This window comes from Paraburkholderia sp. GV068 (genome assembly GCF_003058125.1).
In the GTDB taxonomy this organism is placed as follows: domain Bacteria; phylum Pseudomonadota; class Gammaproteobacteria; order Burkholderiales; family Burkholderiaceae; genus Paraburkholderia; species Paraburkholderia graminis.
The window spans coordinates 140,323-156,907 of sequence record NZ_QBUB01000008.1; the positions used below are offsets into that span (position 1 = coordinate 140,323).

Sequence of the window (16,585 nt, forward strand, 5' to 3'; positions counted from 1 at the left end):
GCACACAAACGCCCATGAACAAGGTACTGCGTCTCTCCGATCTGATCGCCGAAGGCAAGCTGTCCGGCAAACGAGTGTTCATCCGCGCCGATCTCAACGTGCCGCAGGACGATCAGGGCAACATCACCGAAGACACCCGCATCCGCGCCTCGGTGCCGGCGGTCAAGGCCGCGCTCGACGCGGGCGCCGCGGTGATGGTCACGTCGCACCTGGGCCGTCCGACCGAAGGCGATTTCAAGCCGGAAGACTCGCTCGCGCCGGTCGCGAAGCGTTTTGCCGAACTGCTCGGCCGCGACGTGCCGCTGGTGGCGAACTGGGTCGAAAACGGCGTGAACGTCGCGCCGGGCCAGGTCGTGCTGCTGGAAAACTGCCGCGTCAACAAGGGCGAAAAGAAGGATTCCGACGAGCTCGCGCAGAAAATGGCGAAGCTCTGCGACATCTACGTGAACGACGCGTTCGGCACCGCGCACCGCGCCGAAGCGACCACGCACGGCATCGCTAAATATGCGCCCGTGGCTTGCGCCGGTCCTCTCCTGGCCGCCGAACTCGAAGCGCTCGGCCAGGCGCTGGGCGCGCCGAAGCGCCCGCTGGTCGCGATCGTCGCGGGCTCCAAGGTTTCGACGAAGCTGACCATTCTGAAGTCGCTCGCCGAGAAGGTGGATCAGCTGATCGTCGGCGGCGGCATTGCGAACACGTTCATGCTGGCCGCGGGCCTGAAGATCGGCAAATCGCTGGCCGAAGCCGATCTGGTGAGCGAAGCCAAAGCCATTATCGACGCAGCGAAGGCGCGCGGCGCATCGGTGCCGATTCCGACCGACGTGGTCACGGCCAAGGAGTTTTCACCGACCGCCAAGGCCGAAATCAAAGCCGTCGCGGACGTCGAAGACGACGACATGATCCTCGACATCGGACCGGACACCGCGAAGGCGCTCGCCGCGCAACTCGAAAAGGCCGGCACCATCGTGTGGAACGGGCCGGTCGGCGTGTTCGAGTTCGACCAGTTCGGCAACGGCACCAAGACGCTGGCCGACGCGATCGCGAGGTCGTCGGCGTTTTCGATTGCGGGCGGCGGCGATACGCTCGCTGCGATCGCCAAGTACGGCATCCACGACAAGGTCAGCTATATCTCGACGGGCGGCGGCGCTTTCCTCGAGTTCCTGGAAGGCAAGAAGCTGCCGGCGGTCGAAGTTCTGGAATCGCGGGCTTAACGTGGCGGCGCGCTCCCCAACGGCGAAGTCTGCGAAAGCGAACGGTCAGCGCGGCAAGCCGCGCGACACCGCGGCAGCAACGGCGGGGGAGCGTACAGCGCGCCCCGACGCCGCGACGGCGGCCAAGGAGTCCGAGCTTGCCGGCACGGTTGCCGCCGCGCTGGCCACCGCACTCGAAGCTGCTGCCGGCGAAGCCACCCCGGCGGTCAGCGAATCGGAACAATCCGTCGCACCCACATCTCCACCCGCGCCCCCCGCGCCGGTGTCGAATACCGCTTCACCCCATAAAGCGACGCTGGTTTCAACCGGCGCGCAGCCCCTGGCAGCATCTTTCGGTGCGCAGCCTCCGCATCCGACTCGCAGCGCTCTTTCCAGCGATCCTATCCAGACGAGGAGACTCATGCATCGCGCCACCAAGATTGTCGCTACCATCGGACCGGCTTCCAGCACGCCGGAGATCCTGCTGCAAATGATTCAGGCAGGCGCCGACGTGGTGCGGCTCAATTTCTCGCATGGCACCGCGGACGACCACCGCCAGCGCGCCGAATTCGTGCGCGAGGCGGCTCGCCAGGCGGGCCGCGAGGTCGCCATCATGGCGGACCTGCAAGGCCCGAAGATCCGGGTCGGCAAATTCGAAAACGGCAAGGTCACGCTCGTCTCCGGCGAGCCGTTCATCCTCGACGCCGACTGCGAGCTCGGCAACCAGGAACGCGCGGGTCTCGATTATAAGGACCTGCCGCGCGACCTGAAGCCGGGCGACGTGCTGCTGCTCAACGACGGCCTGATCGTGCTGAACGTTCAGCGCGTGCTCGGAAACGAGATCCACACGATCGTGAAGATCGGCGGCGACCTGTCGAACAACAAGGGCATCAACCGCCAGGGCGGCGGCCTGACAGCGCCCGCGCTGACCGCCAAGGACATGGAAGACATCCGCACGGCCATGTCGCTCGGTGTCGATTTCGTCGCGGTGTCGTTCCCGAAGAACGCGACCGATATGGAAATGGCCCGTCAGCTCGCGAACATCGCCGGCGCGCCGTATGGCATCAAGCCGAAGATGATCGCCAAGATCGAGCGCGCGGAAGCCATTCCGGCGCTGCAAGGCATTCTCGACGCATCGGACGGCATCATGGTCGCGCGCGGCGATCTCGCCGTGGAAGTGGGGAATGCCGCAGTCCCCGCGCTGCAAAAGCGCATGATTCGGATGGCGCGCGAATCGAACAAGTTCGTGATTACCGCGACGCAGATGATGGAGTCGATGATCTACGCGCCGGTGCCGACGCGCGCCGAAGTGTCGGACGTCGCGAACGCAGTGCTCGACGGCACGGACGCGGTGATGCTGTCGGCGGAATCGGCGGCGGGCAAGTATCCGGTGCAGACCATCGAGACAATGGCCGCGATTTGCGTCGAAGCCGAGAAGTCGGAGCAGTCGGAACTGGACAAGGATTTCCTCGACCGCACGTTCACGCGCATCGACCAGTCCATCGCGATGGGCGCGCTGTTCACGGCGTTTCATCTGGGCGCGAAGGCGATTGTCGCGTTGACCGAGTCCGGCTCGACCGCGCTGTGGATGTCGCGTCACTGGACGCACGTGCCGATTTTCGCGCTCACGCCGCGCGTCGGCAGCGAGCGGGCCATGGCGCTGTACCGCAACGTGACGTCGCTGCATCTGGACACGAACACCGACCGCGACACGGCGTTGCAACAGGCGTTGGAGACGGTCGTCGGCAAGGGTTATGCGTCGCGCGGCGACATGGTCGTGCTGACCGTCGGCGAGCCGATGGGCCAGGCCGGCGGCACCAACACGCTGAAGATCGTGCGCGTCGGCGAGCCGTATTGACCGGCGGTACTGGCCGACTGGCGCAGGCTTGATCGAGCGAAGCAGGCTGGCCGACAGGTATGCGGCTTGCTTCGCTTTCTGATCGCCCAAAAGATGCCGGCGGCAAAAGAATTCGTTTCAATCTAAGGAGTACAGCATGCCTCTCGTATCAATGCGTCAACTGCTGGACCACGCCGCTGAAAACGGCTACGGCCTTCCGGCATTCAACGTGAACAACCTGGAGCAGGTGCAGGCGATCATGGCGGCGGCCGACAAGGTCAACGCTCCGGTCATCATGCAGGCATCGGCCGGCGCGCGTAAGTACGCGGGCGAAGCGTTCCTGCGCCATCTGATCGAAGCAGCGGTCGAGTCCTATCCGCACATTCCCGTCGTGATGCATCAGGACCACGGCCAGTCGCCGGCGGTCTGCATGGCGGCGATCCGCAGCGGCTTCACCAGCGTGATGATGGACGGCTCGCTGGAAGCCGACGGCAAAACCGTCGCTTCGTACGAGTACAACGTCGAAGTGTCGCGCAAGGTGGTGGAAGCGGCGCACTCGATCGGCGTGACGGTCGAAGCCGAACTCGGTGTGCTGGGCTCGCTGGAAACCATGAAGGGCGACAAGGAAGACGGCCACGGCGCGGAAGGCACGATGACCCGCGAGCAACTGCTGACCGACCCGGAGCAGGCCGCCGACTTCGTCAAGCTCACGCAATGCGACGCGCTGGCCATCGCCATCGGCACCTCGCACGGCGCGTACAAGTTCAGCAAGAAGCCGACGGGCGATATTCTGTCGATCCAGCGCATCAAGGAAATTCACCAGCGCATTCCGAACACGCACCTGGTGATGCACGGTTCGTCGTCGGTGCCGCAGGAACTGCTGGCCGAGATCCGCGAATTCGGCGGCGACATGAAGGAAACCTACGGCGTGCCCGTCGAGGAAATCCAGGAAGGCATCAAGCACGGCGTGCGCAAGGTCAATATCGACACCGACCTGCGTCTCGCGATCACCGGCGCGATTCGCCGCTACATGGCGACCAATCCGGGCAAGTTCGATCCGCGCGATTATCTGAAGCCGGCGCGCGAAGCCGCGATGAAGATTTGTATCGAGCGCTACACGCAATTCGGCTGCGAAGGCCAGGCCGGCAAGATCAAGCCGGTTTCGCTTGATAAAATCGCGGAGAAGTACAAGTCGGGCGAACTCGCGCAAGTCGTCCGTTAAGCTCCCGGTTGCGTCATTTTTTGCTGTGCGCCTGGCCGTTTGGCCAGGTTGTCGTCAGATCGCCGTTCCCGCATCATCCGGGGAACGGCGTTTCCCTTTTGTTCCGCTCACACTTTTTTGCCTCACTTTTAGCGAACCACGACGATGTCTACCCTTTACGAATCCACGCTCCGCTCGCTGCCGCTGCTCGGCCGCGGTAAAGTCCGCGACAACTATGCGGTGGGCAACGACCAGTTGCTGATCGTCACGACCGACCGTCTGTCGGCGTTCGACGTCATCATGGGCGAGCCGATTCCGAACAAGGGTCGCGTGCTCAACGAAATGGCCAACTTCTGGTTCGAGAAGCTCAAGCACGTCGTGCCGAATCACCTGACGGGCGTGGCGCCCGAGTCGGTCGTGGCGGCTGACGAAGTCGAGCAGGTCAAGGGCCGCGCGGTGGTCGTCAAGCGCCTGGAGCCGATTCTCGTCGAAGCCGTGGTGCGCGGTTATCTGGCCGGCAGCGGCTGGAAAGACTACCAGGCCACCGGTTCGGTCTGCGGCGTGGAATTGCCGCCGGGGCTGCAAAACGCGCAGAAGCTGCCCGAGCCGATTTTCACGCCGGCAGCCAAGGCCGAAATGGGCCATCACGACGAAAACATCACCTACAACGAGATGGAACGCCGCATCGGCACCGAACTGTCGGCCACGATCCGCGACATCTCGATCCGGCTGTACAAGGAAGCCGCGGACTATGCGGCGACGCGCGGCATCATCATCGCGGATACGAAGTTCGAGTTCGGTCTGGACAACCACGGCAAGCTGTACCTGATGGACGAGGCGCTTACCGCCGATTCGTCGCGCTTCTGGCCGGCCGACCAGTATCAGGTCGGCACGAATCCGCCGTCGTTCGACAAGCAGTTCGTGCGCGACTGGCTCGAAACGCAGGATTGGGCGAAAGAGCCGCCCGCGCCGAAGCTGCCGGACGACGTGGTCCAGAAGACGGGCGAAAAATACGAGGAAGCGCTCGAACGTCTGACCGGGCACAAGCTCGCCTGACCGCTTCCGACCCGCCAACCCGTAGCAGCGAAGCCGCAAGAGGAAAGCCGCAAGATGAGTGAAGCACAGACCGCCCATACGCATGGCGCGCCGGTTGTCGGCGTGCTGATGGGCTCCAGCTCCGACTGGGAAGTGATGAAGAACGCCGTCGCGATTCTGCAGGAATTCGGCGTGCCGTACGAAGCGAAGGTCGTGTCGGCGCACCGCATGCCGGACGAAATGTTCGCCTATGCTGAAAGCGCGCGCGAGCGCGGCATCCGCGCGATCATCGCGGGTGCGGGCGGCGCGGCGCATCTGCCGGGCATGCTGGCCGCCAAGACCACGGTGCCGGTGCTCGGCGTGCCGGTGGCGAGCAAGTATCTGAAGGGCGTCGACTCGTTGCATTCGATCGTGCAGATGCCCAAGGGCGTGCCTGTCGCGACCTTTGCGATCGGCGAGGCGGGCGCGGCGAATGCAGCGCTCTTCGCCGTGTCGATTCTGAGCGGCACGAGCGCGGAATATGCGGAGAAGCTGGCGGCGTTCCGCGTGCGCCAGAACGAAGCGGCTCACGCGATGGTGCTGCCGGCGCTGTGAGCGCCAACTGACCCGCGATTGCTACACGACGTCCCCTGTCCGACCTACCCGCCGGGTGTTTGCCACTGCTGAACCGCATGCACGCCCGGCCGCGACCGACCACCAAGATGAACCCAGACAACACACCGGTTTCACCGATTCTGCCAGGCGCATGGCTTGGCATGGTCGGTGGCGGCCAGCTCGGCCGCATGTTCTGCTTTGCCGCACAGGCCATGGGCTACCGCGTCGCCGTGCTCGATCCGGACGAAAACAGCCCGGCAGGCTCGGTCGCTGACCGCCATCTGCGCGCGGCTTACGACGACGAAGCGTCGTTGACCGAACTCGCGCGGCTATGCGCGGCGGTGTCCACTGAATTCGAGAACGTCCCGGCCGCCAGTCTCGACTTCCTCGCGAAGACCACGTTCGTGAGCCCGGCCGGCCGCTGCGTGGCCGTCGCGCAGGACCGCATCGCCGAAAAGCGCTTTATCGCGTCGTCGGGCGTGGCGGTCGCGCCGCACGTCGTGATCGAATCATCGGACGCGCTCGCCGCAATGGACGATGCGCAGCTCGACGCCGTGCTGCCCGGCATCGTCAAAACGGCGCGCATGGGCTACGACGGCAAAGGCCAGATCCGCGTGCGCAATGCCGAGGAAGTGCGCGAGGCGCACGCGTCGCTCGGCGGCGTGCCGTGCGTGCTCGAAAAGCGTTTGCCGCTCAAGTTCGAAGTCTCCGCATTGATAGCGCGCGGCTCGAGCGGCACGTCGGCCGTCTATCCGCTCGCGCAGAACACGCACCGCGACGGCGTGCTGTCGCACACCATCGTGCCCGCGCCGGACGCGAGCGCGACGCTTGTTCAGCAGGCGCAACAGGCCGCGCTGCAAATCGCCGACAAGCTCGGTTATGTCGGCGTGCTGTGCGTCGAATTCTTCATTCTCGAAGACGGTTCGCTGGTGGCCAACGAAATGGCGCCGCGTCCGCACAATTCGGGGCACTACACGGTCGACGCCTGCGCGACCAGCCAGTTCGAACAGCAAGTGCGCGCGATGACCGGCATGCCGCTTGGCGACACGCGTCAGCATTCGCCGGCCGTCATGCTGAACATTCTCGGCGACGTGTGGTTCCCAAGCGGGCCGAAGGGCGCGTCGGTCACGCCGCCCTGGCACGAGGTGGCGGCGATGCCGGCCGCGCGCCTGCATCTGTACGGCAAGGAAGAAGCGCGTTGCGGCCGCAAGATGGGCCACGTGAACTTCACTGCCGCGACGCTCGAAGAAGCCCGCACGGCGGCACGCGATTGCGCGCGGCTTCTGCATATCCCCACGAGCTGACGCGCGCGCCATGCCCGATCCACAGACACCCGGCCAGGCCGGCCATTCCGACCAATCCGGCGAAAGCGCCGCGAACACGCTGCCGGTCAGCGCCGCGCAGATCGAGCATGCGGCGGCGCTTCTCGACGCGGGCGGTCTCGTCGCGTTTCCGACGGAGACGGTCTATGGCCTCGGCGGCGACGCCGAAAATCCCGACGCCGTCGCGCGCATCTACGCGGCAAAGGGCCGGCCGGCCAATCATCCGGTGATCGTGCATCTCGCGCCGCAGGGCGATCCGAACTATTGGGTCGAGCACTTGCCGCAAGAGGCGCAGCGTCTGATCGACGCCTTCTGGCCGGGGCCGCTCACGCTGATTCTGAAGCGCGCGGCGCGCATCCCGGCGGCCGTCAGCGGCGGGCAGGATTCCGTTGGCTTGCGCTGTCCGTCGCATCCTGTGGCGCAGGCGCTGCTCGAAGCGTTCAGCACGTTGCGCGCCGGGCACGGCGGCGTGGCGGCGCCGTCGGCGAATCGTTTTGGGCATGTGAGCCCGACCACCGCGCAGCATGTGCGCGACGAGTTCGGCAGTGCGATTCATGTGCTCGACGGCGGCGCGTCCGACGTCGGCATCGAGTCGACCATTGTGGATTTGTCGCGCGGATTCCCCGCGTTGCTGAGGCCGGGCCGCGTCACGCCGCAAGATATCGCCGATGTGCTCGGCGAAGCGCCGCGCCTGCCCGATGGTTCCGACGCCACCGCGCCACGTGCGTCCGGCACGCTGAAGGCGCATTACGCGCCGCGCACGCCGCTCGCATTGCTGCCGTTCAATGCGCTCGAGCCGTTGCTCGCCGCGCGCGCAGCCGGCGAGCGCGTTGCGCTCGTCGCGCGGGCATCGCGAGCGGGGCATTGGGCCGACGCCGAGGGCGTGCACTTCATCGCCGCGCCGGAAGATCCGCATGTGTATGCACGCGAGCTGTACGGCTTGCTGCGCGCGCTGGATCGCGCGAACGTCGCGCGTATTCTGATTGAGAAGCTGCCGGATACGATCGAATGGATCGCCGTGAACGATCGGCTCGGCCGCGCCGCGGCCGCGTTCGAGGCGCAAGGGCACTGAGCTTCGCTTGGCTGTTGCTTCGCAAGCGCTTGATCGAAGTCGCAATAAACACGCAATAAAAAAACGCCTGGCTACTCAATCGACAGAATCGATAAGCCAGGCGTTGCTCAATCCTTCCTTCGCGGAAAGCGACCGCGCGCCGCGCGGCCGAACTCCACTCACTCCACTTACTTACCCAGTCCCGTCGCCGCGATCTGCTGCTGAACGTACTGCGCGAACAGCGCGTGCATGTGCGAGCTCGGGTGAACCGTGTCCGCGAACATGTAGGTCTGATCCGCGCCGGCCACCGTGTACGTCTGCGGCGAGCAGAACAGCGAAGAGCCGAACTGCGCGCCGTACTGCTCCGGCGTCAACCCGTTCGTCGCGCTCGGATTGGCGCGGGCGTAAGCGGTTGCGTTGGTCTGCATCGCGGTGAGGTTGCAGGCCGTGCCGGTGTTCGACACCGTGAAGCCGAGCGCCTTGTAGTTCGGCAACTGCTGATCCTGCCAGGTGAACGCATCGACCACGATCACCTTGCCCGTTCCGAGCAGGCCGAGCGCCGTGAGGTTCTGCACGAACAGATAGTTATACGCCGCGGAGATTCCCGACAGCAGCGCGGCCGAGCCGGGCGTGCTCGCGTTGGCCGCGACGCCGAGCGGCGTATTGCCGATGTCCGGCACCGTCGACACCACGACGTGCGTCGCGCCCGCGTTGACGATGGTCTTGACTTGCGCGGCGAGCTGGCTGGCAGCCTGAGCAACCTGGGGATTGGACAATTGCTGCAGATAGCCGACGATGAACGCAACCTGGCCCGCCTGCGTATTCGGCAGCTTGCCCGCCTGCACGAGCAACGGGAACTGCGTCTGCAGCGCGGCGCCGAGCGCCGTGAGATTCGCGGTGTTTTCGGCGAACTGGAAGATGTCGTTCGCGCCGCCGTTCACGAGCACGAGCTGGTTCGCATTGAAGCTCGTATGGGCGCTCAGGTAGTTCTGCACCTGACCCACGATAGGCACGGTCGTGGCCGCCATATTGTTCGGCGCCCAGCCTTTGCCTTGAGCATTGACGACGTCCGAGCCGCCCTGCGCGTAACCGAAGCCGCCTGCCGCGGCGAGCGGCTTACCGAAGCCGCCGAGGTAGGCGGGCTTCAACGTGTCGCCGTAATACTCGGCGACTTTTTGCGTCCACACTTCGCCGGGGTTGGTCGTGAAGCGGCCGCCGCCGAAGCTTCCCTGGATGACCGGCGCATACGTGCCGACATCCGACAGGCTGTCGCCGAACGAGACGACCTGCAATTTGACGCCGCCTGCCGGCGTGCTGCTGCTGGCGTTGTTGTTGTCATCGCCGCCACCGCCGCAAGCGGCGAGCAGCGCAAACGCGGCGCTGGCTACGGCAATTTGCGTGACGCGCAACCAATCCTGTTTCCTCGATGCTGTTTGCTTCATGTTGGCTACATCTCCTCGTATGTTTGGCCCTTGCGCCATGTATTGCAGGCCGCGTCCGCCGCGTCGGCGGCGTGACGACAGCTTACAGAATCTTCCAGGGTCTGCGTCGTGCTGATAACGCGGCCTTGTTGTTGTTTTCGTTGTCGTTGAGCGTTGTGTGGGCCGTTGAAGCAGCCATGCGCCGCGCATGATAATCGGCGGCCCACGCAGGCGGCGCGAACAGCGCGCGCAGCTTGTCGGGCACACTGCGCGCGCTCGCGAAGTCGCGCGCCATCGACGCCCATTCGTGAAACGTCGCCCTCAGCGGGTTGTAGGTATGAAGCGGCTCGACGATGCCGTAGACCGGCGGCTCGCGCGGGTCTTCGTCGACGAAACTGCCGAACAGCCGGTCCCAGATCACCAGCACGCCGGCATAGTTGCGGTCGATATAGCGGTCGTTGCGCGCGTGATGCACGCGATGAATCGACGGCGTGTTGAACAGGTATTCGATCCACGCAAACTTGCCGCCGATCTTGCCGATCGCCTGCGTATGCACGAAAAACTGGAAGCCGAGATTAATCAGCACGATCGCGACGATCTGCTTCGGCGGAAAGCCGAGCACGGCAAGCGGAATCCAGAAGAGCCACATGCCCGCAACCGGATACATGAGGCTCTGCCGGAACGCGGTCGAAAAATTCATCCGCTCCGACGAGTGATGCACGACATGCGCGGCCCACAACCAGCGCACGCGATGACTGCAACGGTGAAACACGTAGTAGAGCAGATCCTGCGCGACGAACAGCAGCGCAAACGAGAGCCAGCCCGCGTGCCACGTGTGCACGCGGTAGTGATCGTAGAAGAATGCATAGACGGGGAGAATCGCGAGCCACGCGAGCTTGTCGGCGGCTTGCTGCATGAGCGCGAGCGCTGCATTGCAGAGCGTGTCGCGCCAGCTATAAAGCCGTGCGCCGGGGCGCGTTCGCCGCAGGTGCCACGCCTCCCAGCCGATACATGCGAGAAAGACTGGCGCCATGGCGAGCAGCAGCAATTCGGCATCGAATTGCATGGTGTCTTCCTCCGTGGTCCCTTGCCGCCGCGTGACATGCCGCGGTGTTCTGCCGTGGGTTGTTGTTATGGTTCGGGCTCGACATGCGGCCTGAACACTGCCCGACAGCGTACACGGTTACGCGCGTGGCGCGCGCGGCCTTCGCTAGAAGGAATCCTCAATGGGCGCCGCGCGTGCGCGGGTTTTTCCTGGGCTTGCCGCGGGGTGCCGCGCTCGCCGGTTCGGCGGCGGGCGCGGAGATTTTGCTGAAGCCCGTGGCCGGTCCTTGATAAACCCATTCGAGCAGCGCGTCGTGCGCCGCGCGCGCGGCTTCCGAATGCGGATCGTTGATGAAGCTCACCACGACATAGCTGTTGCCGTCCGCGGATGCCACATAGCCCGCGATCGCGCGCACGTCGCGCAAGGTGCCGGTCTTGATCTGCGCGTTGCCGCCCGCGCCCTGGTTGGTCAGGCGGTTGCGCATCGTGCCGTCGACACCCGCAATCGGCAGCGACTGCACGAACACCTGCGCCACCGGGCTCGCGTTCGCCCGTTGCAGCAAATCGGCGAGCGAGAGCGCCGTGATGTGCTCGTCACGCGAGAGGCCCGAGCCGTTGTCGAGCGTCAGGTATTCCATGTCGATGCTGTCGCGCCGCAGGAACGCTTCGATCGCGCGCGCCGATTTGGCGGGCGTGGCGGGCGGCTTTTCTTCGGCCGCGCCGATCGACAGGAACAGGTTGCGCGCCATCGTGTTGTTGCTGAACTTGTTGATGTCGCGCACGACGTCCGACAGTATCGGCCCCTGATGCGTGGCGACGAGCTTCGCGCCGACGGGGACCGCCCCTTCGCGTGTCGTGCCGCTGAACGTGCCGCCGGTTTGCTGCCACAGCGCAAGGAAGCCGCCCGCGAAGAACGCCGAATGATCGAGCACCGCGACGTTGATCGTGCGCGGGCCGCAGCGCACCGAATAGTCGCCGGCGAACGACGCGACGACCGTGCCGTTCGGCGTCGGCGTGACGGTGGGCGAGACGGACGCCGCTTCGCCGCGGCACGGGCCGTTGACCGCGCGCATCTGATTGTCGATCTGCAACTGCGCGAGGGCGGGCAGCACGTCGATGGCGACCGTGCCGTCCGGCGAAGGCGTCAGCGTGAACGACAGCGACTTGAACGCGTACAGCAGCGGATCGGGACCGACGTTGTACGGCGCGTTGGCGTCGTCGTCGAAGGCGGGCAGGTCGCGCGTCGACGGATCGAAGTAGCGCTTGTCGAGCACGAGCGCGCCGTCGATGCCGCGAATCCCGGCCTTGTGGATCTTCTCCACGAGGTCGATCAGTTCCTCGGGCACGAGCTTCGGGTCGCCCGTGCCCTGAATGTACAGATTGCCGTGCAGCACGCCGTTGGCGTCGATTGTGCCGTCGCTATAGGCGCTCGTGCGCCAGCGGTAATCGGGGCCGAGAATGGACAGGCCGGCGTAAGTGGTGACCAGCTTCATCGTCGATGCGGGCATCATCGGCTTGCCGGCGTTCAACGCGACGATCGGCGTGCGGTCGCCGACTTTCTCGACGACCACGCTGATCGACGACAACGGTACGTGCGCGCGCTGCAAGCCGATCATGACGGACTGCGGCAACACGGTGCTGACGTTCACGCTCGGATGCGTGGCCCTGACGCGCGCCTCGGCGGCGAGCGGCAACGATGCGGAGCCGACGAGCGCCGCGCAGACGAACAGCCACGCCGCGTTCGCGCGCGTCGCAATGCGGCGTGGCGATACTGAAGGCGGCGTCGAAACGGAAGCGTCAGCCGAACAGGCGATGAAAGCGATGAAAGCGGAACTCAGGCGCGAACGCAGCGCCGCGTAATGAAAACGGCGTGCGACGGAAGACATGAAAGCGTGCGTCATGAACGGGCGAGAAAGCAAAATGTCAGGGCGTTGTGCGACGCAAAGCGCCCATTGTAGTGACATGCGTGCAGCCTGCGGCGAAAAATGCGTCGTCGGGCGCGCAGTGCGAAGCGGGCGCTAGAATGCGGCATCATCGAATGTTGAGGAATGTGACCATGCGCATCTTGCTAGTCGAAGACGACCGGATGATTGCCGAAGGCGTGCGCAAGGCGCTGCGCGGCGAAGGCTTCGCGGTCGACTGGGTGGAAGACGGCGAAGCGGCGCTCAGCGCGGCGTCGAGCCAGCCCTACGATCTCGTGCTGCTCGACCTCGGCCTGCCCAAGCGCGACGGTCTCGACGTGTTGCGCACGCTGCGTGCGCGCGGCCACGCGTTGCCGGTGCTGATCGTCACCGCGCGCGATGCGGTGGCCGACCGCGTGAAGGGCCTCGACGCCGGCGCAGACGATTACCTCGTCAAGCCGTTCGATCTCGACGAACTCGGCGCGCGCATGCGGGCGCTGATTCGCCGCCAGTCGGGACGCAGCGATTCGACCATCCGCCACGGCAATCTGACGCTCGATCCCGCGTCGCATCAGGTCACGCTCGACGGCGCGCCGGTCGCGTTGTCGGCGCGCGAATTTGCCTTGCTCGAAGCGCTGCTCGCGCGGCCAGGCGCGGTGCTGTCGAAGAGTCAGCTCGAGGAAAAAATGTACGGCTGGGGCGAGGAGATCGGCAGCAATACGGTCGAGGTCTACATTCACGCGCTGCGCAAGAAACTCGGCGCGGAGCTGATCCGCAACGTGCGCGGCCTCGGCTACATGATCGCGAAGGAAGCCTGAGCCGATGCGATCCATCCGCCGTCAATTGCTGGTCTGGCTGCTTGCGCTCGTGCTGCTCGGCGTCGGCATCGCGGGCTGGCTGATCTATCGCCAGGCGCTTGCCGAAGCCAACGAACTGTTCGATTACCAGCTGGAGCAGATCGCGGCGGCGCTGCCCGCCGAACCTTTCTCGCAAGTGCTCGGCTCGCGCGATACCGGCGACGAAGGCATCGTGCTGCAAATCTGGAATCGCAACGGCGTGCTGATGTACTACTCGCGTCCGCGTGCGCCGCTCGCGCCGCGCGCCGAACTCGGCTTCTCGACCGAGCACACGGAACGCGGCGAGTGGCGCGTGTATGGCGCGATCGTCGGCGATAACGTCGTGCAGCTGGCGCAGCCGCTCTCGGTGCGCAACCGCCTTGCCGCCGACGTCGCGTTGCGCACGCTGTGGCCGCTGATCGTGCTGTTGCCGGTGCTCGGGCTCGCGGTGTGGGTCATCATCGGACGCGGGCTGCGTCCTTTGCGGCGCGTGACGAGTGCGCTCGACACGCGGCATCCCGAAGCGCTCGATCCGTTGCCCGATCAACGTCTGCCGCTCGAAGTGCAGCCGCTCGTTCGCGCGCTGAACGGCTTGTTGCAGCGGCTCGCCACCGCGCTCGACATCCAGAAGGCTTTCGTCGCCGATGCGGCGCACGAACTGCGCACGCCGCTCGCCGCCGTGCAGATTCAGGCGCAACTGGTGTCGCGTGCGAAAGACGACGCCGCGCGCGGCGAAGCGCTCGCCGATCTGCAAGCCGGCGTGACGCGCGCGACGCGCCTCGCCGAGCAACTGCTCGCGCTCGCGCGCTCGGAGCCGGACGGCCTTGCCGCGACCGATGCGATCGATTTGCGCGCGCTGCTCTCGGACTGCGTGCTCGCGTATGCGCCGCTTGCGCAGGATCGCGGCGTCGATCTCGGCATCGAGGCGAGCGAGTCGGCCACGGTGATCGGCGACCCCGAATCGCTGCGCGTGATGTTCAACAATCTCGTGGACAACGCAACCAAGTACACGCCGCGAGGCGGGCGCGTCGACGTGAGCCTGCATGTGGAAGGCGGGCATCCGGTCGTGCGTATCGCCGACAGCGGACCGGGCATCGAGCCGGCCGAACGCGAGCGCGTGTTCAACCGTTTCTACCGCGCGGGAGCCGGCGAGAATCGCGTGCGTACCGACGTCGCCGGCAGCGGATTGGGCCTCGCAATCGTGCGGCGCATCGCGACCCAGCATCAGGCGGCGATATCGCTCGACGAATCGCCGGCGGGCGGGCTCCAGGTCACAGTGCGTTTCTGACCAGCAAGGTTTCAACTTCCTTTCTAAAGAAAAGCCCCTGAAACAAGGGCTAAACTAGTCGAACGCGATCTGTCGCTGCTTAAGTCTCCTTTAAGCGATAACGCTTACGCTTCCTGACATCCGAGTTTCTTTCTCCAGTCAGGAGCACACAATGAACGCGAAAACCTTGTCCCGCAGCGCCGTCGCGGCTGCTGTCGCCGTAGCGCTTTCCGCCGGCTATGTGGCGGGCCATCGCGACGTGCCGGCGCCGCAGGTCATCACGCCGGCGCAAGCCGCGATGATGCCCGCCGAAGCCGCTGCGAAAACCGGCATTCCCGATTTCTCCGGTCTCGTCGAAACCTACGGGCCGGCCGTCGTCAACATCAGCGCGAAGCATGTCGTGAAGCGCGCTGCGCTGCGCGGCAACGGTGGCAATGGCGGCAACCAGTTGCCGATCGATCCGAGCGATCCGTTTTATCAGTTCTACAAGCACTTTTTCGGCGGCATGCCGGGCATGCAAGGCGGCGACGGCGGCGATGTGCCCGACCAGCCGAGCGCGAGCCTCGGCTCGGGCTTCATCGTCAGCAGCGACGGTTATATTCTGACCAACGCGCATGTGGTGGACGGCGCCAATGTCGTCACCGTGAAGCTCACCGACAAGCGCGAATTCAAGGCCAAGGTGGTCGGCGCCGACAAGCAGTCCGACGTGGCCGTGCTGAAGATCGATGCGGGCAATCTGCCCACGGTCAAGATCGGCGATCCGCGTCAGAGCAAGGTCGGGCAGTGGGTCGTCGCCATCGGCTCGCCGTATGGTTTCGACAATACGGTGACCTCGGGCATCATCAGCGCGAAGTCGCGTTCGCTGCCGAACGAAAACTACACGCCGTTTATCCAGACCGACGTGCCGGTGAATCCGGGCAATTCGGGCGGACCGCTCTTTAATCTGCAGGGCGAAGTGATCGGCATCAATTCGATGATCTACTCGCAGACGGGCGGCTTCCAGGGACTTTCGTTCGCAATCCCGATCAACGAGGCGATCAAGGTCAAGGACGACATCGTCAAGACCGGTCACGTGAGCCGCGGACGCCTCGGCGTCGCGGTGCAGGGCATGAACCAGACGCTGGCGAACTCGTTCGGCATGCAGAAGCCGCAAGGCGCGCTCGTCAGCTCCGTCGATCCGGGCGGCCCCGCCGCGAAGGCCGGCTTGCAGCCGGGCGACGTGATTCTCTCGGTAAACGGCGAGCAAGTGACGGATTCGTCGGCGCTGCCCTCGCAGATCGCCGGTCTCGCGCCTGGCAGCACGGCCGCGGTTCAAGTGTGGCGCGACAAGGGCACGAAGGATCTGAAGGTGACGATCGGCTCGTTGTCCGACAGCAAGGTCGCCTCCGACAAGGCCGACCAGCCGACGCAACTGCAAGGGCGTCTGGGCGTCGCCGTGCGTCCGCTGACGCCGGAAGAAAAGAGCAGCGCTGCGATCTCGCACGGGCTCCTGGTGCAGCAGTCGGGCGGCGCGGCGGAAAGCGCGGGCATCCAGCCGGGCGACGTGATTCTCGCGGTCAACGGCCGGCCCGTCGCGAGCGTCGATCAGTTGAAGCAGATGGTTGCGGGCGCAGGCAATAGCATCGCGCTGCTGATCCAGCGCGACAACGCGCAGATCTTCGTGCCGGTGGACCTCGGCTGATCGACGGCGCAGGCCGAGTTCCGATCTGACGTATCGCATGAAGTAAGGCTTGCCGGTCTGTTTGCAGTTACTGCACACAGACCGGCATTTTTGTTTTCAGGGCTGAAGCCGCGAGGCAGGCGCTTTGCGGCAGGGGGCGTGCACGGCGGCGGTTTGCCGGCCTGGCGAGCGGCCGTGTGGCACGCAGGTTGCATCCATCCTGAATCCG

General features: G+C 65.3%; 13 protein-coding genes. 10 read left to right on the top strand and 3 right to left on the bottom strand.

Annotated features, from left to right (window positions below):
- The first annotated feature begins 14 nt into the window (after positions 1-14).
- The 7 genes from C8K18_RS17935 to C8K18_RS17965 all read left to right on the top strand — a co-directional run bounded on the left by C8K18_RS17935 (position 15) and on the right by C8K18_RS17965 (position 8,248).
- Positions 15-1,208, top strand: coding sequence for a phosphoglycerate kinase (locus tag C8K18_RS17935; protein ID WP_006049974.1), 1,194 nt, complete (start codon positions 15-17; stop codon positions 1,206-1,208).
- A 400-nt stretch (positions 1,209-1,608) separates the two neighbouring features.
- Positions 1,609-3,045: a pyruvate kinase gene (gene pyk, locus C8K18_RS17940; RefSeq protein ID WP_006049975.1), complete on the top strand. Its 1,437-nt coding sequence runs from the start codon at positions 1,609-1,611 to the stop codon at positions 3,043-3,045.
- 136 nt (positions 3,046-3,181) lie between these two features.
- Positions 3,182-4,246 carry a class II fructose-bisphosphate aldolase gene (gene fba, locus C8K18_RS17945; protein ID WP_006049976.1) on the top strand — a complete coding sequence of 355 codons (1,065 nt, stop codon included), beginning with the start codon at positions 3,182-3,184 and terminating at the stop codon, positions 4,244-4,246.
- A 144-nt stretch (positions 4,247-4,390) separates the two neighbouring features.
- Positions 4,391-5,281: a phosphoribosylaminoimidazolesuccinocarboxamide synthase gene (locus C8K18_RS17950; RefSeq protein WP_107708619.1), complete on the top strand. Its 891-nt coding sequence runs from the start codon at positions 4,391-4,393 to the stop codon at positions 5,279-5,281.
- Positions 5,282-5,335: 54 nt separating this feature from the next.
- Positions 5,336-5,854, top strand: a complete 519-nt coding sequence (purE, locus tag C8K18_RS17955) for a 5-(carboxyamino)imidazole ribonucleotide mutase (protein WP_029968172.1) — start codon at positions 5,336-5,338, stop codon at positions 5,852-5,854.
- 107 nt (positions 5,855-5,961) lie between these two features.
- Positions 5,962-7,158, top strand: a complete 1,197-nt coding sequence (locus C8K18_RS17960; protein WP_006049979.1) for a 5-(carboxyamino)imidazole ribonucleotide synthase — start codon at positions 5,962-5,964, stop codon at positions 7,156-7,158.
- 10 nt (positions 7,159-7,168) lie between these two features.
- The gene (locus tag C8K18_RS17965) at positions 7,169-8,248 is read left to right on the top strand and encodes an L-threonylcarbamoyladenylate synthase (protein WP_181324924.1); all 1,080 of its coding nucleotides are present in this window, start codon (positions 7,169-7,171) and stop codon (positions 8,246-8,248) included.
- 167 nt (positions 8,249-8,415) lie between these two features.
- Here the strand turns inward: C8K18_RS17965 and C8K18_RS17970 are convergent, their stop codons facing one another.
- The 3 genes from C8K18_RS17970 to dacB form a co-directional block, all read right to left on the bottom strand.
- Entirely contained in the window at positions 8,416-9,669 is a 1,254-nt protein-coding gene (locus C8K18_RS17970; protein ID WP_006049981.1) for an SGNH/GDSL hydrolase family protein, read from the bottom strand.
- 82 nt (positions 9,670-9,751) lie between these two features.
- Positions 9,752-10,714, bottom strand: coding sequence for a sterol desaturase family protein (locus tag C8K18_RS17975; protein WP_053858699.1), 963 nt, complete (start codon positions 10,712-10,714; stop codon positions 9,752-9,754).
- Between the two features lie 157 nt (positions 10,715-10,871).
- Positions 10,872-12,593, bottom strand: coding sequence for a D-alanyl-D-alanine carboxypeptidase/D-alanyl-D-alanine-endopeptidase (dacB, locus tag C8K18_RS17980; protein ID WP_029968168.1), 1,722 nt, complete (start codon positions 12,591-12,593; stop codon positions 10,872-10,874).
- A 155-nt stretch (positions 12,594-12,748) separates the two neighbouring features.
- Between dacB and C8K18_RS17985 the strand changes: the two genes are divergently transcribed.
- The 3 genes from C8K18_RS17985 (at position 12,749) to C8K18_RS17995 (ending at position 16,377) form a co-directional block, all read left to right on the top strand.
- A complete protein-coding gene (locus C8K18_RS17985; protein ID WP_006049984.1) occupies positions 12,749-13,411 on the top strand; it encodes a response regulator in 663 nt (220 codons plus the stop codon).
- Positions 13,412-13,415: 4 nt separating this feature from the next.
- Entirely contained in the window at positions 13,416-14,717 is a 1,302-nt protein-coding gene (locus C8K18_RS17990; RefSeq protein WP_006049985.1) for an ATP-binding protein, read from the top strand.
- Positions 14,718-14,868: 151 nt separating this feature from the next.
- Positions 14,869-16,377, top strand: a complete 1,509-nt coding sequence (locus C8K18_RS17995; protein ID WP_107708621.1) for a DegQ family serine endoprotease — start codon at positions 14,869-14,871, stop codon at positions 16,375-16,377.
- Positions 16,378-16,585: the final 208 nt, after the last annotated feature.